Below are 17,389 nucleotides of genomic sequence, written 5' to 3' on the forward strand. Positions count from 1 at the left end.
CCTTCGGTCTCGGGGTCTCATCGCCGAAATGAAACCTACCCCATCTCGCGTGGTGGCGCGTAAGGCGAACAGCGACAAGCTTCTTTGGAACTTTCCACATGCTCGGGCCGCTCCGTGGTCGGAGCCGGGATACGCTCGTGCGGTGAATCGACTGACCTATGACGACGATCTGTTCCTTCGAATGGAATGCGTTCTCGGCGTTCCCGTCGTCAACCAGATCGTATGGCAGTTCGACACTGTGATCTCCACGGAGGATCTGTCCTCGGCGTGGCACAACCTAGCTGCCGGTCCCATCAACCGCGCCGTGCGACGAGCCCGAATCCCCGGCGCGCGAGACACCTGGGTTGGGGCAGGAGAGCCGCTACCGCTCGCGGTCGACGGGATACGCTCGGCCGCTCGGCTCAGCGAGTGGATCCAACAGAAAGCGAACGTGAATCTGGACCCGGAAACCGGGCCGGTCTGGCAATTGGCATTCACGGAATTCGACACCGGCGGGTGCGCTGTCTCTCTCGTTGCCTCACACGTCGTGGGTGACGGGGGTGCACTCACGTCCGCTGCGATCGCGGCGCTTCGCGGTCCAGGCGATCCCGAAGATTTCAAGTCCGCGTGGGGCGAATCCGAGGTACACGATCTGCGTGACGCGGCAAGTCAGCTGTGTAGAGCAGCGGCGGGTAGCGCGCGCGCACTGGGCCGCGGCATTCGGTCCGCCGTGAGTCGCGCGAAGGGCGGCGAGCGGACACCGAGCACTCCGAGAGGCCCCTCGCCTGTCGAGCCGTCGGCCTCCGGCCCGTTCACGCCCAGCACCGTGGTCGTCGACAGCCCCACGAAGCAGTGGGTCGATGCCGCGACCCGAGCTGGGGGAAGCGCCAACAGTCTTCTCGTCGCGGTCGCACTGGGAATCCTGACATCGAGCGGACGTATCGGCGAGTCCGATCCGGTCAAGGTGTCCTTGCCGGTCAGTACCCGCGTAGCGGGCGATGTGCGTGCCAATGCGACGTCCGGGGTCTCGATCATGGTCGAAGGCGGAGGAGGCTTCCGCTCGGATCTGGGGCCCGTCAGGCGCGACAGCAAGAAGGCGTTCACCACCCTCGCGGACACCTCGCATTCGACCACGTTCGAGCTGACGAAGCCTCTCATGCAGATGCTTCCCGACGCGATCGTTGCCAAGGCTGCACAGTCGGCCACCGCGCCCCTGTGCTTGTGCTCGAATCTCGGCGACCGTGGAGTTGCACTGCGGTCCATCGGAGGCGCGGAGGCCGGCTCGGTGGCGATGCGTTCCATCACTCAGAACACCACCGTCGAACTTCTGCGTAGGACCAGAGGCGGCGTCAGCGTCTGGTGGAACACATCAGGAGAGACGTCGACGCTGTGCGTCACCGGACTCGACCCTGATCTGTTTCCGAACGCCGAGCACCTGAAAAAATTGGTCGCGGACGAGTACGACAGGTGGCAGCTGACGGCGACCTTCTGGTGAGGCTATGCTTATCCACCGATTCAGCACTGGCTTCAGTGCCACTCGGAGAGAAGGGGAAGTGAACATGGCAGTAGTCGTCTTGTTCGGTTCGGAGACCGGTACCGCTGAGGAGGTCGCGGACAAGATCGCCGACGTGTTGGTGGACCACGACACCGAGGTTCGCGACATGCTCGAGTACGAAGTTTCGGACATGGACACCGACGACTTCCACGTCATCATCTGCTCCACCTACGGCGACGGTGAACTCCCTACAGGCGCCCAGCCGTTCTACGACGCGCTGGTGGAGGACGCGCCCGACCTGACGGGGCTGAGGTTCGCGCTGTTCGGTCTCGGCGATCGCATCTATGAGGACACATTCAACCGCGGCGGCGAGATCATTGCGGAGAAGCTGGTGGAACTCGGGGCAACGCACGTACACGAGCACGCCCGCCACGACAGCTCGTCGAGCGTCAGGCCGAAGACGCAAGCCGAGGAATGGGCAAAGGAACTGACCGACCTACTGGCCGGCTGACGCCGACCACACGTCCGACATCGAGACGCCTACCTCGTTCAGCAGACGCCGAACGAGCGGTAGTCCGATGCCGATGACGCTGGACGGATCTCCTTCGATGCGATCGACGAACCATCCACCGAGTCCGTCCAGCGTGAACGCTCCTGCGACTTCGAGCGGTTCCCCCGAGGCCAGGTAAGCGTCGAGATCCGAAGCCGACGGCTCGGCGAAGTACACCGTGGTGGAACTGCACGCGGCAGCCACCGCTACCACCGCACCCGACTTCACCCGAACGACGGCATGCCCGGTCAGCAGATCACCCGAACGGCCGGCCATCGTCGACCAGCGTTTTCGGGCTACCTCGACGGTATGAGGTTTTCCCTGGAGCGCGTCGGCGATCGACAGCATCGAATCGCAGCCGACGACCACGGCGTCATCGAATTCCGAGAGCACGGCCTCTGCTTTGGCGCGGGCCAGGGTGACCACCACTTCTTCTGGGGAAGGCAAGTTCCCGAGCGACGCGGTCAGTGCATCTTCGTCGACCCCGGACACACGCACGATGGGTTCGACGCCCGCGGCGCGAAGTACTCCGAGACGTGCAGGCGACGCAGATGCCAGAACGAAGCGCGTCATGAACGGTCGATCTAGTAGCGGCGTGAAGCCGCGAAAGAGTACGGCGAGAACGGCGCGAACGTCCGATGCATCGCAGCCGGTGAGCCCCACAACTCGGGCGGACGTGCATCCGCCCGTGGGGACGATGCCGCTGCCGCGGCCGTCAGAACCACCACGAGTGCCGCGATCTCCTCATCGGAAGGGTTGCCCTTCACGACGTGGATCGCATCGCGCAACTGCGCTGCCACGGCTTCGTCCACCCCCGCTGCCTGGTCCACCCCCGCTGCCTGGTCGAGCTCGGTTAGTTGGTCGATGTCGAACAGCCTCGTCGATGCGGTCACAAGATCATGATTCCCTTCAACGCTCGCTACATCATTGTTCGCCGGGGCGCTCACTGCATCCTGATTCGCCGGGGCGCTCACTGCATCCTGATTCGCCGGGGCGCTCACAGTGGAATGTTTCCATGCTTTTTCGGGGGCAGGGTGACCTGTTTGCGTTCGAGCAGGCGCAGTGCGGAGACGATCTGTCCTCGGGTGTGGCTCGGGGGGATGACGGCGTCGAGGTAACCACGCTCGGCGGCGACGTAGGGGTTGACGAGGGTGTCCTCGTATTCCTGCTGCAACTTCAAGCGCAGCGCGTCGACGTCTTCACCGTTCTTTGCCGCTTCGAGAAGTTGTTTGCGGTAGACGAACCCGACAGCGCCCGATGCGCCCATGACGGCGATCTGTGCGGTGGGCCAGGCGAGGTTGACGTCGGCGCCCATGTGCTTGGAGCCCATGACGTCGTAGGCGCCGCCGTAGGCTTTGCGGGTGATGACGGTGATCTTCCCGACGGTTGCTTCGCCGTAGGCATACAAGAGTTTCGCGCCGCGGCGGATGATGCCGTTGAATTCTTGTCCGGTGCCGGGTAGGAATCCTGGCACGTCGACGAGGGTGATGATGGGGACGTTGAAGGCGTCGCAGGTACGGACGAAGCGGGCCGCTTTTTCGGAGGCGTCGATGTCGAGGCAGCCGGCGAACTGGGTGGGCTGGTTGGCGACGATGCCGACGGAGCGTCCGTCGACGCGTCCGAAGCCGACGATGATGTTGCGGGCGCGGCCTTCTTGGACTTCCAAGAATTCGTCGTCGTCGAGGATGCGGGTGATGACTTCGTGCATGTCGTACGGGGTGTTCGGTGAATCCGGGATGAGGGTGTCGAGTTCGAGGTCCTCGGCGGTGAGGTTGTCTTCGATGCCTCCGTCGATCGGATCGCTCGGGATGGTGCGGGGTGCCTCGGCGCGGTTGTTGCTGGGGAGGTATCCGAGGAGGTCGCGGACGTAGTCGAGGGCGTCTTGTTCGCCGGAGGCGACGTAGTGGGCGACACCGGATTTCTCCATGTGGGTGGTGGCGCCACCGAGTTCTTCCATGGTGACGTTTTCGCCGGTGACGGTCTTGATGACGTCGGGTCCGGTGACAAACATCTGGGAGGTGCCATCGACCATGACGACGAAGTCGGTCAGCGCGGGGGAGTAGACGTGTCCGCCTGCTGCTGCTCCCATGACCAGGGAGATTTGGGGGATGACGCCGGAGGCTTGGACGTTGCGGTGGAAGATTTCTCCGTAGAGGCCGAGTGAGACGACGCCTTCCTGGATGCGGGCGCCTGCTCCTTCGTTGATGCCGATGAGGGGGCGGCCGGTTTTGATGGCGAGGTCCATGACCTTGACGATTTTTTCGCCGTAGATTTCGCCGAGGCTGCCGCCGAAGACGGTGACGTCCTGGGAGAAGATGCAGACGTCGCGGCCGTCGATGGTGCCGTAGCCGGTGACGACGCCGTCGCCGAAGGGGCGGTTGTCGGCGAGGCCGAAGTTCTGGGAGCGGTGGCGGGCGAGGGCGTCCATTTCGACGAAGGACCCGTCGTCGAGCAGTGCGGTGATGCGTTCGCGTGCGGTGAGCTTGCCTTTGGCGTGGACTTTGTCGATCGCTTCCTCGCCTGAGGGGGCCATCGCCGCTTCGCGCCGGCTGCGCAGGTCGGCGATCTTGCCCGCCGTTGTGTGAATGTCGGGCTTCTCGGCCGATTCCTGCGCAGTCGAATCCTGAACACTGGTCATGGGCAAATACTTTAACCACGGCTGTGACACCCGTCCCGACCGAGGGGCGCGTTGGCGAACCCTTTGCAACGCTACCGGCCGGTACCGTTCGGCGTCGGAGCGGCTCGTCGAGGTGTGTGCCCATATGCTCGAAACCATGTGGACCAATCTGGATCGACCTCCGCTCGACGTATCGGCACTACGGCGAGCACTCGTCGACGGGCCGCAAGCGTCCTGGTCCAGGTTGGATGTAGTGGAGCAGACCGGGTCGACCAACGCAGACCTGATCTCGCAGTCGGCCGGTCTCGCAGACCGCACCGCCCTGATCGCCGAGCATCAGGAGTCGGGACGCGGACGACACGCAAGGCCGTTCTCCGGTCCACCCAGGTCACAACTTCTACTGTCCGTTCTTGTCAAACTTCCAGGCGTGGATCCAGCGGTTCTGGGATGGCTTCCGCTGCTGGCCGGCGTGGCGGTCGTCGACGCCCTGCGAACGGTCGCATCAGTGGATGCCACATTGAAATGGCCGAACGACGTATTGATCAAGGGCAGAAAGGTAGCCGGAATTCTCGCCGAGGTGGCCGCGCACGGCGGAACGCCCGCAGTGGTTGTCGGAATCGGCTTGAACGTCTCGATGAGAGAGGACGAACTTCCCGTCCCGACCGCCACCTCTCTCGTTCTCGAGAACGCCGCTGTCGCCGACCGGGACACCATCCTGCGCGCGATCCTGCGCGGAATCGGCGCCGAGGTGGACTCCTGGCGTAACTCGAACTGGAACACCGAGAATCTCGCGCACCGCTATCGCGAACGATGCGACACCATTGGGCGACGAGTACGAGTGGAGTTGCCGGGCGATCGCCAGTTCCTGGGCGACGCGACCGACATCGACGACCAAGGTCGCATCGTGGTCCGATCCGATGACGACGGCCAGATCATCGCGGTAGCGGCCGGCGACGTCACCCACCTACGAGCGGTCGAACACGGGTAGAGGGGTGCACCGTCCGTCGCGCATGATGTCGTTGGTGTGCGTGGCAGGATCGCCTGACACGAGTATGAATTCGGCCGAGGAGTGAGTCGCATGGGCTATCCGCAGGAAGCACTGGCGGAAGAGGAAGAGCTGCTGCTGCACCATCATCCGCATTGGAAGATGCTGATCTTGCCTGCGTTGACGTTCATCGTTGTGACGGCGGTCGCCGGGTTCGGTATCGGGGTTGCCTCGGCTCGATTGAACGGCACGAGTTCCACTATCGCAATGATCGTGATGGCCGTCCTCTGGGCAGTCATCGTCGGATGGCGTTGTGTAGCACCGTTGATCAGTTGGAAGTGCACTCACTTCATCGTCACGGATCGGCGCGTGCTGATACGACAAGGTGTGATCACACATTCAGGGATCGACATTCCGATGGGGCGAATCAGCAACGTGCAGTTCCGGCACGGCCTCGTCGATCGCATGCTTGGAACGGGCACTCTCATCATCGCGTCGGCGTCGGACGACCCACTCGAGTTCGACGACATACCGCGCGTGCAGCGCGTCCACTCGCTGCTGTATCAGCAGGTGTTCGATTCCCAGTCGTTCGATTCCCAGTCGTTCACCTCCAGGGAGTACGGGCGCTCGGGACCTGATGCCTTCGGCGGCGGTGAGGGACCGTCTCCTGATGCCGGCCGTCCGGGCTGGCGTACGGGTCGTCGCGGCAAATAACCTTTTTCACAGTTTCGAACCGTAGGCTTGGCCGGTGACCGACGTGCTGCTGGCTGAAGATGACGAAGCAATTGCTGCTCCACTCTCGCGTGCCCTCGGCCGCGAGGGTTACACCGTGACGGTCGAGCAAACCGGTCCTGCGGCACTGCAGCGCGCTCTCGAAGGCAACTACGACCTACTCATCCTGGATCTGGGACTGCCGGGGATGGATGGGCTCGAAGTGTGTCGGCAGGTTCGCGCCAACAGGTCCGAACTTGCTGTTCTCATGCTTACAGCGCGGACCGACGAAGTCGACTTCGTCGTCGGTCTCGATGCCGGTGCCGACGACTACGTCGGCAAACCGTTCAGGCTCGCCGAATTGATGGCCCGAGTTCGTGCGTTGCTGCGTCGCCGTGGTCCAGGAGAGGACAGCCCGATCGAGGTCGGTGGCATCCGCCTCGAGCCGGCTGCGCGTCGCGTCCTGGTCAACGGCGCGGAGATATCACTGGCCAACAAGGAATACGAACTCCTGAAGGTGCTGCTGGACCACGCTGGTCAGGTCGTCTCGCGCGAGACGATTCTGCGCGAGGTGTGGGGTGACGCCGAACTCCGCGGGTCCAAGACACTCGACATGCACATGTCGTGGTTGCGCCGAAAAATCGGCGACGAAGGTTCCGTTGCCGAGCGGCGAATCGCAACGGTCCGCGGAGTCGGATTCCGAATCAACAGCGACTAGGCACGGTAGATGCGCCGTCGGATACTCCAGTCGATCCTGGCCGTGGTGATACTCACGGCGCTGCTGCTCGGTCTGCCGTTGATGTACACGGCTTGGCTCTGGGTCGAGGACTTCACCAGAGACGATCTGCAGCGAAGACTCGATCGCATGGCGTCCGAAATCTTGTCGCAGGAAGGCGACACGGGGATGGTCGTCGGCGATTTGGATATCGGTTCGCTTCGGCTTGCGATTCCGCAGTCCGGCCGCCTCATAGTGGTGTTTCCGACTCCGGCGGACGCAGCGTCCCGTGTGGACATCGGCGAGCCATTCGTATCGAGGCCGCTCGTCGAGTCGCTCTCCATGGGCACATCCGGGTCGCTTCGGCTCGAGGTGCCGTCGGACGACATGCGCACGTTGCAACGTCAGGCTGTCGGGGCCGTGGCACTCGTAGTGCTGGCGTCGATCCTCGCAGGCACTGCCGTTGCTGTACTTACCGCCAAGCGACTGGCCGACCCGCTACAGGACGTTGCGCGCCGCGCGGCGCGGCTCGCGGAGGGCGACTTCAGACCTGATCCGCGGCGACATGGCATCGCCGAACTGGACAGAGTCTCGGAAGTGCTCGACTCGGCGACCGTGGAAATTGCCGGAAGGCTGCAGCGCGAGCACGCGCTCGTCGCGGACGTCTCCCATCAACTTCGGAGTCGACTCACCGCAGTCCGGTTGAGGCTCGACGAGCTGTCCACCCATTCGGACCCGGATGTCGTCGGCGAGGCTGAGGAAGCCATGGCCCAGGTGGACCGGCTCACTCTCGCAATCGACGAGTTGGTGCGATCCTCCCGTAGCGATGGCGCTGCGGGAGCCGAGGAAGTTCCGGTCATCGACGAGCTGACAGGAATGATCGCCGAGTGGCAGAGGACATTCGAGGACGGTGGACGATCGCTTTCCCTGGCGGGTGATGACGGGGTGACCGCGTCGGTCACCGGTTCGAGGCTTCGTGAGGCCGTGTCGGTTCTCGTCGACAATGCTCTCTCTCACGGCGGTGGTACGTGCACCGTCGCAGTTCGCTTGATCCCTGCCTTGGATACGGCCGACCGAAAACGCGAACCGCTTGCCTGCATCGAGGTATCCGACGAGGGGGAGGGCGTCAGCAACGAGCTGGCACCGCACATCTTCGATCGTGGATTCTCAGGCGCAGGGTCAACCGGTGTCGGGCTCGCACTGGCCCGCGCGTTGGTCGAAGCCGACGGAGGAAGGTTGGAACTGCAACGGCGCAGACCAGCCATGTTCGCGGTGTTCTTGCCCGCGTATCGCGAATCGAGCGCGCTGGTTCGGCGGGCTCGCGAGCCACGTTAGTCGCCCCCGGGGATCGGACATTCATGCTGTCGAGAGTGGCCGTACGAGCGGAAGCGGGCTAGCTGTGACCGAGCTGTTCCTCGGCGGCTTCCTCTTCCGTTGGATCGTAATCAGTGGACCCGGCAGCGGCGCCGTGGATGTTTTCCTCCGGAAAGGCGAATTTGCGGAGTGCCCAGAATCGGAACGCCATCTGCAGAAGATTGCCGATGATGTAGTTGAGTACGAAGTCCAGGATCAGCAGCATCGTCAGGCTGTTGTGGCCTTCGCGGATGTCGAACAGGTTGTTGGCGATGAACAGCGGCGCGGCAGAGAGGATAACGCCGATGCCGCTGATGGTGAAGAAGAGCAGTGCTTCGTGGTGGCGCTCGCGTCCGCCGCGATTCTTGAAAGCCCACTCGCGATTGAGGATGTAGCTCAGGATCGTGGCCATCACGCCGGAGATGACCTTTGCGATCACCGGCTTCGGCTCCAACACTGTAAGGCTGAGGGAATAGAAGATGACGAGGTCGAAGACCATCGTAGTTCCGCCGACAATTGCGAATTTGATCAGTTCGCTGTGACGGATCGCCAGCTCCCGAACTGGTCCGGGGAGGCGGTGAATCACGTTGTCGATCGAGGGCACAACGGAGAAGTCTACGAAACGTTGGGGCGAATCACGAAACCGCTCGCGGAATCATCAGCTACCTCTCAGGAGTGGAGCTCGCGGAATGACCCGAACTTTCGGGATTGGAGCCCGCGGAACGCCCCGGATTCGAGGTGCGAAGTGTGGACCGACGAGGGACGAATCACCTCCACATGACAACATAGGAAGCCGTGACTGCTCCACATTCGCCTTCTGCCGCGTCCAATCCGCCGCGTCCCGATACACCTCGTGCATCGACAAGTGGAATGCCCGTCGTTGCAATGATCGGTGGTGGTCAGCTCGCCCGGATGACGCATCAGGCTGCTGTCGCGTTGGGCCAGTGCCTTCGTGTTCTGTCTGCAGGTTCCGACGAGCCGGCGGCCCAGGTCAGTGCGGACGTCGTTCTCGGACATCACGACGATCTGAATGCGTTGCGCACCGTCGCGACCGGGTCCAACGTGGTGACGTTCGATCACGAGCAGGTGCCCACCGAGCATCTGGAGGCTCTGGTTGCCGAGGGTGTCAACGTGCAGCCGCCCCCGAGTGCGCTGGTCTTCGCGCAGGACAAATTGCGCATGCGCCGCAAACTCGCTGAGCTCGGAGTGGCAATCCCAGCTTTCGCCGAGGTCACTTGGGCGGGTGATGTCACAAAGTTCGGTGAGGAACACGGGTGGCCGGTGGTCGTCAAAGCGATCAGGGGCGGTTACGACGGTCGCGGGGTGTGGATGCCCGCCGATGCAGAAGAAGCCGAGGCTACCGTTCAGCACCAGCTCGATCTCGGCGTACCGCTGATGGTCGAGGAAAAGGTCGAGTTGCGACGCGAGCTGTCGGCGATGGTCGGGCGTTCGCCGTTCGGTCAGGGCGCAGCGTGGCCGGTCGTGGAGACCGTTCAGCGCGACGGTCAGTGCGCGGTGGTGATCGCCCCCGCGCCATCGCTCGACGAGGACACCGCGATCGATGCCGAGCGAATGGCTCTCGGTCTCGCCGCCGAATTGGGTGTCGTCGGATCGATGGCAGTCGAACTGTTCGAGACGATGGACGGCAGGATCCTTGTCAACGAGCTTGCGATGCGCCCGCACAATTCGGGCCACTGGACCATGGACGGGTGCCGAACGTCGCAGTTCGAGCAACACTTGCGAGCCGTCCTCGACTACCCACTCGGCGATACGTCGCCACTGGCCCCAGTGACGGTGATGGCCAATATTCTGGGAGCGCCCGAAGTGCCGTCGATGAGCATGGACGAGCGTCTGCACCACCTTTTCGCTCGAATGCCTGATGCGAAGGTGCACCTCTACGGCAAGGGCGAGCGTAAAGACCGCAAGATTGGGCACGTGAACATCATCGGCGGTGCCGACGGTCGTTCCGACAACGCGGCCTATGTTGCGGAAGTCCGAGAAAAAGCCGAACGTGCGGCGCATTGGATGTCGCACGCCGAATGGACCGACGGATGGGATCCGCACGCATGACCGATGGGCCACACTTGACCGATGAGCAAGGACCTCGAGTCGGGTTGATCATGGGGAGTGACTCGGACTGGCCGACGATGGAAGCAGCTGCGGAAGCGTTGGCGGAGTTCGGAGTTCGATTCGAAGTTGGTGTGATCTCAGCGCACCGGACTCCGCAGCGCATGATCGACTACGCGAACAGCGCATCGGGCCGGGGTTTGCGAGTGATCATCGCCGGCGCCGGAGGGGCAGCTCACCTGCCCGGCATGGTCGCCTCAGCGACCCCGTTGCCGGTGATCGGCGTGCCGGTACCGCTGAAGTACCTCGATGGCATGGACTCGCTGCTGTCGATCGTGCAGATGCCTGCCGGTGTCCCCGTGGCGACGGTATCGATCGGCGGAGCGCGCAATGCGGGTCTGCTCGCCGTGCGTATCCTCGGCGCCACCGATGCTGCGCTGCAGCAGCGCATGGCGACCTTCCAGGCCGGTCTCGAGACGATGGTTCTCGAGAAAGACGCTGCCTTGCGGGCGAAGCTGCTGGGATGACGGACTCCGTCCACGCGCGCGTACGGGGCGCCGCGCGAGGACGGACTCAGGCGAGGCTGGTGACGTACGCTGCGTTGGTCTATGCCCGCATATGGCGCGCCGACATCACTTTCGAGCCGTCATGCCGTCTGTTCGTTGCATCGAACATGCGCGGAGGATTCGGTAGGGGAGGGACCACGATCGGCGGTGTCTACCTCACACGAACAAATACCTCGCAGGTGGTGCTGCGCCACGAAGCGGTCCACGCGGACCAATGGGCACGCTACGGCGTGACATTCGCGGTTCGGTACCTGGCGGAGGAAATCCGTCGACCGGGCCCCAGAAACCGATACGAGATCGAAGCAGGCCTGCGCGACGGCGGTTACACGACCTAGCCGAGCGTCGCAGTGATTTTTTCGGTGGACTTCCGCCGTTCCGTCTTACTGTCGTCCGGGTTGCTCACCTGAACGAGCGAACCGCCCGCGACCAGAACCGACAGTAATCCGTCGATCAGCTCGTCGGCGGTGCTCCATGGGAGCGAGGACAGCACTCGATCTCCGACAGCTAGCGAATGTGCTTCTGCCCGTGCACGTGCGGCGGCCAAAACCTCGTCCACGGGTGTGCTGTCAAGTGCCCCCAGCTGGCCCGACGGTCGGAATTGGTCGCCGTGCACGCGGACCGACGTCGCGTAGTCCGTCACTCCGAGAGGAAGATTCGGTACCGGCTTGCCGAACGCGTCGAGCGAGAGCGCAAGGATTTCGGGGACGTCGCCGGCCTCCTCGATGCGATCACCGTGCACGAGAGCGAGTTCTGCGTTGTCGTCGGCGCCGATCGTGACGTCGGCTCCGGCCCACCAGGCGCCGAGAAGTACAGCTGCCGTCTGCCAATGCGCTGGAAGAAGCACACTGACCCGCGCACCCGGTTCCACACCGAACTCGTCGCGGAGCAAATTGGCGGTCTTTGCGGCCCAATTGGCCAGCGTCACCGTCGACACCTCGACGCGCTCGCCCGTGGCGTCGTCGTAGTACGTCACCCGCGGACCTGCCGGGTCGCTGCGGAGGATGGGATCCAGCAGTTCCTGTGTCAATGTCGAAGCCACATCGGAACCCTATCCGATGGCGGATGAGGGCTCAGTTGACGCAGGCGGGTCCGGTCGAGCCTGCATCGATCGGAGGTGCGGGCGATTCGCCTGCAGACGTCGGCGCATCGGTCGTTGTCGGTATCGCGGCCACCCCGCCGTCGGCACCAGGCCCGTCGTAGTCGGAGGCGAGCACGACACGCAGAGTGTTCCCGGTCAGCGTGTCGTCGAAGGAGATCGGAAGTCCGCCCAGCGCCGCGGCAACTTCACGTGCAGCATCGCTGTCCGGATCGGCTGCCTGAATCGCGCTGGAGGACAACGACGACCCCTCGTAGTTTCCGATCGTTCCACCGGTGTACCCCAACTGACCGAGGGAGCTCGCCACTCCGTTCGCAAGCCCGTCGATTCCGCTGTCGTTGGCCACCTCGACGGTTACGGTGGAGGGATCGAGAGTGGACTTGGCGGTCGACTGGGGCGAATCCTGTTCGTCCGCAGTGCCGTCCAGGAGTCCCTCGACGTACTTCTTCACCGCTGCCGGGTCGACCTCGACAATGGACTCGCCGTAATCGGTCACGCCGTTGATGTCGACCGCGGGGATGGTCTCGAACTTGACCTTTCCGCCCGCGAGGTCCTGTAGACGCGTCGCGAACTGCAGTATGTCCCAGTCGGAATCGAGCACCACCGAGCGCTGGACGGCGCCGCTGAGTTGGCTGAGCCTGCTCGGGTTGCTGAGCGTCTTGGCGCTCAACACGCTGCGCACCAGCGAGGCCATGAACACCTGTTGGCGCACGATCCTGTCGAGATCGCCACGCGGCAAGTCGTGCCGCTGACGGACGAAACTCAGAGCGTCCGCACCGGACAGTGTCTGCTCGCCTGCCGGAAAGTTGGCGCCCGACATCGGTTCGTCGACAGGTGCGTTCAAACAGACATCGACGCCTCCGACCGCATCGGTCAGAAGAACGAAACCGAGAAGACCGACTTCGGCGTAATGATCGACAGTGATACCGGTCAGGTCGCCTACCGACTCGATGAGCGCCTCGCGGCCGGCTTCGGTCGACTGGCTTTCGGCGTCGGCATCCGAAGCACCCGATTCGACGAGTTCGAGCCGCTTGTTCTCCTTCGTGGCACCGTAGGCGGCATTGATCTTCGACATACCGATGCCGGGCACCTCGACGTACGAGTCGCGAGGAATCGAAATTGCGGTGGCCGACGAGCCGTCGTTCGGAACACGAATGAGCACGATCGTGTCGGTGTTCGACGCCACCTCTTCGCCTGCGCGAAGCGAATCCAGTTCTGCCTGAGACAGTGAGTTTCCATGCGCATCGGTTCGACTATCGGTTCCGACCATCAGAATGTCGACGGCGCCGTCGGATCCGCCCCCGAGACCGAGGGCGCCCGCGGTGGCAATGTTGGAGCGAAGACTGTCGACGCCTCGCCAGGCGAACCCCGTGAACAGCAGAACGAGAACCGACACTGCGGCGATCGCGACCTGCGGACCACGTAAACGGCGCCCGCGCCCAGGTGCCGACACGGCTGATGCCGACACGGGTGATGCCGACACAGGGGGCGTCGATGCGCGGCCTTCCTCGACGGTCGATGCGGGAGGTCTGCGTCGCGAGCGTTCTGGGCGTTCGGCGCGTGCGGGGCGTTCGTCGGATGATGCGTTCCCGGCGCGGTGAGTGCTGCGGCCTGTGCGGCGGGACTGTTCGCCGCGACGGGAGCGGGAACGGGGCTCGTCCCGTGATGCGTCCGACTCTCGTGGCACCTGCTGCCCTCTCTGCTGTCGAAATGAGTATGTTCGTCGTCCCCGGAGGTCCAGGCTACTTGTGAAATGTCCCTGGCTCGCTCAAGCGCCGACGGCGTGCCACACTTTCGGACTGTGGCGTACATCCTTGTTACCGGAGCCGGGGGACAACTCGGGCAACAGATAATGCAACTGTCGAGCGCTGACGACTCACAACATCGCACAGTCGGTGTGAACAGCGCGGAGCTGGACATCACGGACCCAACTGCGGTCGACGCAGCCGTCGAGCCAGGCATGGTGGTGATCAATTGCGCGGCCTACACTGCCGTCGACGCCGCGGAAACTGACGAGGCGCGCGCGCTCGCCGTCAACGCCGACGGACCTCGAAATCTTGCTCAGTCGTGCGCGCGCGTCGGTGCCCGTCTGGTCCACGTGTCCACCGACTACGTGTTCGACGGAACGTCCTCCGTGCCGTACGAGCCAGATCAGTCAACGGCACCGCAGAGCGCATACGGACGAACCAAGCTGGCGGGGGAACGCGCCGTTCTGCAGGCGCTCCCTTCGGCGACCGTGGTCAGAACGGCGTGGGTGTACACCGGCGTCGGTTCCGACTTCGTCTCCACCATGTTGAGGTTCGAAGGTGAACGAGACACGATCAACGTCGTGGACGACCAAGTCGGATCACCGACCTACGCACGCGACCTTGCTGCAGGTCTACTCGAACTCGCACGTGCTGAATCGGCGAGCGCTCCGATTCTGCATCTGACCAACGCCGGTACTGCCAGCTGGTTCGACCTAGCGCGTGCCGTGTTCGCCGGAGTCGGCGCCGATCCGGCGAGGGTCAGGCCCTGCTCGAGTTCGGACTTTGTCCGACCTGCGCCGAGACCTGCGTTCTCGGTCCTCTCGGCCGATGCCTGGTTGCAGGCCGGTTTCGCACCGCTGCGTAGCTGGCGGGATGCATTGTCGGAGGCGTTGGACGCGGCTCGTTCGGCCACGACGTGATGGTCGGTGAGCGGAGGCAGTTAGTGTTGCCCGCGTGAGTTCCAAGCTGGCCGTCGTAACGGTGACCTATTCGCCCGGGGAACACCTCGATGAGTTTCTGTCCTCCCTTGCCCTGGCAACCGAGGAGACGCCGCAGGTGATCATGGCCGACAATGGTTCGACGGACGGTTCACCCGAAGCCGCCGAAGCGGCCTACCCCAACGCACGTCTGTTCCGGACCGGAGCGAACCTCGGATACGGGGGCGCTGTCAATCGTGCCGTCGCTGAAATCGACGAAAGCATCGAGTTCGTCGTCGTCGCGAATCCAGACGTTCGGTGGCATCCGGGCTCGCTCGACGGCTTGCTCGCCGCAGCAGAGCGCTGGCCGCGCGCCGGAGCGCTCGGACCGCTCATTCGCGAACCCGACGGGAGCCGCTATCCGTCGGCACGTGCCGTGCCCGATCTCACCTCGGGAGCGGGCCATGCACTGTTGAGCAAGGTCTGGCCGAGTAACCCGTGGACGCTCCGTTATCGCCAGGACAACGAGGCTGTGACCGAACGAACAGTCGGCTGGTTGTCCGGTTCCTGCCTGGTCCTGAGGCGGTCTGCTTTCGACGCGGTGAACGGGTTCGACTCCCGTTATTTCATGTACATGGAGGACGTCGACTTGGGCGACCGTCTCGGTACCGCCGGCTGGCTCAATGTCTACATCCCCGACGTCGAGGTCACCCATACCAAGGGGCATGCGGCAGGTAGGCATCCGGAGCTGATGCTCCCGGCGCACCACGAGAGCGCGTATCGCTTCCAGGCGGATCGTCACCCCCATCTATGGCAAGCTCCCCTACGATGGGCGCTGCGCGCGGGTCTCGCAGCGCGCTCGAAGGTTGTTGTGGCTTCGGCACTTCGACAGCGACAGATCGATGACCGTGACAAGCGGGACAACAGAGAGGCCGACCATGTCAGCTGACACAGGCAAAACTACTGATGCTGTAATTCTCGTGGGCGGCAAGGGAACTCGCCTTCGGCCGCTCACGTTGTCGGCTCCGAAGCCTATGCTTCCCACCGCGGGCCTCCCGTTTCTGCACCATCTGCTGGCCCGAATCAAGGCGGCTGGAATCAACCACGTCGTACTCGGAACCTCGTTCAAATCCGAGGTCTTCGAAGAGCACTTCGGCGACGGCTCTTCTCTCGGTATCGAACTCGAATACGTCACCGAAACCGAACCGATGGGAACCGGCGGCGGAATCCGCAACGTGCTCCCGCGTCTTCGGGCCGACAATGTGATGGTGTTCAACGGCGATGTGCTCGGCGGCACAGATCTCACCGCGGTACTCGACACTCACCGGCGTACCGAAGCGGACGTCACGCTGCATCTCGTGCGGGTCGGCGATCCACGTGCGTTCGGATGCGTTCCCACCGACGAGAACGGCCGAGTGACCGCATTCCTCGAGAAGACTCAGGATCCACCGACCGACCAGATCAACGCGGGTTGCTACGTCTTCAAACGAGAAATCATCGAGAAGATTCCGCACGACCGTCCGGTCTCCGTCGAGCGTGAAGTGTTTCCAGCGTTGCTCGCGGAGGACAAGCATGTGTACGGACACGTGGACAGCGCGTACTGGCGCGATATGGGTACGCCCGAGGACTTCGTCAAGGGCTCGGCTGACCTCGTCCGCGGCATCGCGCCCTCGCCGGCACTCACCGGAACCAGGGGGGAGTCCCTCGTGCATCCGAGCGCAGGCGTCGCGCCGGGGGCGTTGTTGATCGGCGGTACCGTCATCGGACGTGGCGCCGAGGTCGGTGCGGGAGCACGACTGGACGGTGCGGTTATTTTCGACGGTGCTGTCGTCGAGGCCGGTGCGGTGGTGGAGCGATCGATCATCGGCTTCGGTGCTCGAATCGGGCCGCGCGCGCTCGTACGGGACGCTGTGATCGGCGACGGTGCCGATATCGGTGCACGATGTGAACTGCTTCGAGGCGCCCGCGTGTGGCCGGGAGTGAAACTTCCCGATGGCGGAGTGCGTTTCTCCACCGACGTCTGATCGCGCCGGTTCGTCAGCGTTCGGCAGCGAGTTCGACGAGGTGAGTGATCGTCTCCACCTCGGCCGACTCCGGCAGTGAGTCCACCGGCCACCATGCCAGGTCGGTGGACTCCTCGCTGCGCACTGCCGCCGCTCCGTCGGGGGCACGCACAACGAATCGCAGATCAAGATGTCGAGTGGGCACGCCGAGTGAGCATGTGATCGGGTGCGTGTGTGCCGACAGCAGCGAGTCGTCGATGGTGAGATCCTCGATTCCCGACTCCTCCCTGGCCTCTCTGAGCGCCGCGTCGACAACCGTGTCGTCGTGAGGCTCGCAGTGTCCGCCCAGCTGAATCCACCGACCGACACGCGGATGCAGCGTCAGCAGAACGTGCGTGCCCGAGGTGTTCAACACCAGCGACGACGCCGTGAAGTGGCCGGCGACATTCGTGCGCAAACAACCGTCGGGATTGCTGACGAGGAACGCGAGCATCGTGTGTCGCAGTGAGTCGTCATGCCAATCGAGGCAATCCCAGTCGGTGAGTACCGACTGGGCAGATCTGAGAAGTGATTGCGCGCTCATCGCT

The 17,389-nt window shown here is 63.7% G+C and carries 19 protein-coding genes; 12 read left to right on the forward strand and 7 right to left on the reverse strand.

The window, feature by feature from the left end; genetic code table 11:
* Positions 1-142: 142 nt before the first annotated feature.
* Positions 143-1,474 carry a hypothetical protein gene (locus QMK17_RS17615; RefSeq protein ID WP_283510586.1) on the forward strand — a complete coding sequence of 444 codons (1,332 nt, stop codon included), beginning with the start codon at positions 143-145 and terminating at the stop codon, positions 1,472-1,474.
* A gap of 64 nt (positions 1,475-1,538) precedes the next feature.
* Positions 1,539-1,985 (forward strand): flavodoxin domain-containing protein, encoded by a 447-nt coding sequence (locus QMK17_RS17620; protein WP_283510587.1) that lies wholly within the window; start codon positions 1,539-1,541, stop codon positions 1,983-1,985.
* Here the strand turns inward: QMK17_RS17620 and QMK17_RS17625 are convergent.
* From QMK17_RS17625 to QMK17_RS17635, 3 genes are all read right to left on the reverse strand, one after another.
* Complete coding sequence (locus tag QMK17_RS17625) at positions 1,971-2,597, reverse strand: Maf family protein (protein WP_283510588.1); 627 nt, start codon at positions 2,595-2,597, stop codon at positions 1,971-1,973. The genes QMK17_RS17620 and QMK17_RS17625 overlap by 15 nt on opposite strands.
* Before the next feature lie 11 nt (positions 2,598-2,608).
* Positions 2,609-2,917: an acyl-CoA carboxylase subunit epsilon gene (locus tag QMK17_RS17630; RefSeq protein WP_442972789.1), complete on the reverse strand. Its 309-nt coding sequence runs from the start codon at positions 2,915-2,917 to the stop codon at positions 2,609-2,611.
* 104 nt (positions 2,918-3,021) lie between these two features.
* Positions 3,022-4,662: an acyl-CoA carboxylase subunit beta gene (locus QMK17_RS17635; protein WP_283510589.1), complete on the reverse strand. Its 1,641-nt coding sequence runs from the start codon at positions 4,660-4,662 to the stop codon at positions 3,022-3,024.
* 136 nt (positions 4,663-4,798) lie between these two features.
* Here QMK17_RS17635 and QMK17_RS17640 point away from each other — a divergent pair, with 136 nt between their 5' ends.
* The 4 genes from QMK17_RS17640 to QMK17_RS17655 all read left to right on the forward strand — a co-directional run bounded on the left by QMK17_RS17640 (position 4,799) and on the right by QMK17_RS17655 (position 8,387).
* Positions 4,799-5,629, forward strand: a complete 831-nt coding sequence (locus QMK17_RS17640; RefSeq protein WP_283510590.1) for a biotin--[acetyl-CoA-carboxylase] ligase — start codon at positions 4,799-4,801, stop codon at positions 5,627-5,629.
* Between the two features lie 90 nt (positions 5,630-5,719).
* On the forward strand, positions 5,720-6,340 hold the full coding sequence (locus QMK17_RS17645) for a PH domain-containing protein (protein ID WP_283510591.1): 621 nt from the start codon (positions 5,720-5,722) through the stop codon (positions 6,338-6,340).
* Positions 6,341-6,374: 34 nt separating this feature from the next.
* Positions 6,375-7,055 (forward strand): response regulator transcription factor, encoded by a 681-nt coding sequence (locus QMK17_RS17650; protein WP_283510592.1) that lies wholly within the window; start codon positions 6,375-6,377, stop codon positions 7,053-7,055.
* A 9-nt stretch (positions 7,056-7,064) separates the two neighbouring features.
* Positions 7,065-8,387: a sensor histidine kinase gene (locus tag QMK17_RS17655; RefSeq protein WP_283510593.1), complete on the forward strand. Its 1,323-nt coding sequence runs from the start codon at positions 7,065-7,067 to the stop codon at positions 8,385-8,387.
* A gap of 58 nt (positions 8,388-8,445) precedes the next feature.
* Here the strand turns inward: QMK17_RS17655 and QMK17_RS17660 are convergent, their stop codons facing one another.
* Positions 8,446-9,009, reverse strand: coding sequence for a GtrA family protein (locus QMK17_RS17660; protein WP_283510594.1), 564 nt, complete (start codon positions 9,007-9,009; stop codon positions 8,446-8,448).
* A 266-nt stretch (positions 9,010-9,275) separates the two neighbouring features.
* Between QMK17_RS17660 and QMK17_RS17665 the strand changes: the two genes are divergently transcribed.
* From QMK17_RS17665 to QMK17_RS17675, 3 genes are read left to right on the forward strand one after another with little or no spacing between them, the layout of a single operon-like run.
* Entirely contained in the window at positions 9,276-10,475 is a 1,200-nt protein-coding gene (locus QMK17_RS17665; protein WP_283510670.1) for a 5-(carboxyamino)imidazole ribonucleotide synthase, read from the forward strand.
* A complete protein-coding gene (purE, locus tag QMK17_RS17670) occupies positions 10,472-10,999 on the forward strand; it encodes a 5-(carboxyamino)imidazole ribonucleotide mutase (protein WP_283510595.1) in 528 nt (175 codons plus the stop codon). Before QMK17_RS17665 ends, purE begins: the two co-directional genes overlap by 4 nt.
* Complete coding sequence (locus QMK17_RS17675; RefSeq protein WP_283510596.1) at positions 10,996-11,373, forward strand: hypothetical protein; 378 nt, start codon at positions 10,996-10,998, stop codon at positions 11,371-11,373. The genes purE and QMK17_RS17675 overlap by 4 nt, the downstream gene beginning before the upstream one ends.
* Here QMK17_RS17675 and QMK17_RS17680 read toward each other — a convergent pair.
* Positions 11,370-12,077 carry a TIGR03089 family protein gene (locus QMK17_RS17680; RefSeq protein WP_283510597.1) on the reverse strand — a complete coding sequence of 236 codons (708 nt, stop codon included), beginning with the start codon at positions 12,075-12,077 and terminating at the stop codon, positions 11,370-11,372. The two genes, QMK17_RS17675 and QMK17_RS17680, sit on opposite strands and share 4 nt — an antisense overlap.
* A 31-nt stretch (positions 12,078-12,108) precedes the next feature.
* Entirely contained in the window at positions 12,109-13,587 is a 1,479-nt protein-coding gene (locus QMK17_RS17685) for an LCP family protein (protein ID WP_442972791.1), read from the reverse strand.
* Between the two features lie 348 nt (positions 13,588-13,935).
* Between QMK17_RS17685 and rfbD the strand changes: the two genes are divergently transcribed.
* The 3 genes from rfbD to QMK17_RS17700 are packed head-to-tail and all read left to right on the forward strand — an operon-like array spanning position 13,936 to position 16,823.
* Positions 13,936-14,802 carry a dTDP-4-dehydrorhamnose reductase gene (gene rfbD, locus QMK17_RS17690; protein WP_283510598.1) on the forward strand — a complete coding sequence of 289 codons (867 nt, stop codon included), beginning with the start codon at positions 13,936-13,938 and terminating at the stop codon, positions 14,800-14,802.
* Between the two features lie 34 nt (positions 14,803-14,836).
* A complete protein-coding gene (locus QMK17_RS17695) occupies positions 14,837-15,748 on the forward strand; it encodes a glycosyltransferase family 2 protein (protein WP_283510599.1) in 912 nt (303 codons plus the stop codon).
* Positions 15,738-16,823 carry an NDP-sugar synthase gene (locus QMK17_RS17700; protein ID WP_283510600.1) on the forward strand — a complete coding sequence of 362 codons (1,086 nt, stop codon included), beginning with the start codon at positions 15,738-15,740 and terminating at the stop codon, positions 16,821-16,823. Before QMK17_RS17695 ends, QMK17_RS17700 begins: the two co-directional genes overlap by 11 nt.
* A gap of 13 nt (positions 16,824-16,836) precedes the next feature.
* On the opposite strand, the gene QMK17_RS17705 is transcribed toward QMK17_RS17700, so the two are convergent.
* On the reverse strand, positions 16,837-17,385 hold the full coding sequence (locus tag QMK17_RS17705; protein ID WP_283510601.1) for an NUDIX hydrolase: 549 nt from the start codon (positions 17,383-17,385) through the stop codon (positions 16,837-16,839).
* Between the last annotated feature and the right edge of the window lie 4 nt (positions 17,386-17,389).

It is taken from the genome of Rhodococcus sp. G-MC3, from assembly GCF_030063335.1.
GTDB lineage: Bacteria > Actinomycetota > Actinomycetes > Mycobacteriales > Mycobacteriaceae > Rhodococcoides.

What these genes read in the sequence shown, in the direction of transcription:
- QMK17_RS17620 (WP_283510587.1), top strand. Translation starts at nt 1,539, where the DNA reads ATGGCAGTAGTCGTCTTGTTCGGTTCGGAGACCGGTACCGCTGAGGAG.
- QMK17_RS17625 (WP_283510588.1), bottom strand. Translation starts at nt 2,597, where the DNA reads ATGACGCGCTTCGTTCTGGCATCTGCGTCGCCTGCACGTCTCGGAGTA.
- QMK17_RS17635 (WP_283510589.1), bottom strand. Translation starts at nt 4,662, where the DNA reads ATGACCAGTGTTCAGGATTCGACTGCGCAGGAATCGGCCGAGAAGCCC.
- QMK17_RS17640 (WP_283510590.1), top strand. Translation starts at nt 4,799, where the DNA reads ATGTGGACCAATCTGGATCGACCTCCGCTCGACGTATCGGCACTACGG.
- QMK17_RS17645 (WP_283510591.1), top strand. Translation starts at nt 5,720, where the DNA reads ATGGGCTATCCGCAGGAAGCACTGGCGGAAGAGGAAGAGCTGCTGCTG.
- QMK17_RS17655 (WP_283510593.1), top strand. Translation starts at nt 7,065, where the DNA reads ATGCGCCGTCGGATACTCCAGTCGATCCTGGCCGTGGTGATACTCACG.
- QMK17_RS17665 (WP_283510670.1), top strand. Translation starts at nt 9,276, where the DNA reads ATGCCCGTCGTTGCAATGATCGGTGGTGGTCAGCTCGCCCGGATGACG.
- purE (WP_283510595.1), top strand. Translation starts at nt 10,472, where the DNA reads ATGACCGATGGGCCACACTTGACCGATGAGCAAGGACCTCGAGTCGGG.
- QMK17_RS17675 (WP_283510596.1), top strand. Translation starts at nt 10,996, where the DNA reads ATGACGGACTCCGTCCACGCGCGCGTACGGGGCGCCGCGCGAGGACGG.
- QMK17_RS17700 (WP_283510600.1), top strand. Translation starts at nt 15,738, where the DNA reads ATGTCAGCTGACACAGGCAAAACTACTGATGCTGTAATTCTCGTGGGC.
- QMK17_RS17705 (WP_283510601.1), bottom strand. Translation starts at nt 17,385, where the DNA reads ATGAGCGCGCAATCACTTCTCAGATCTGCCCAGTCGGTACTCACCGAC.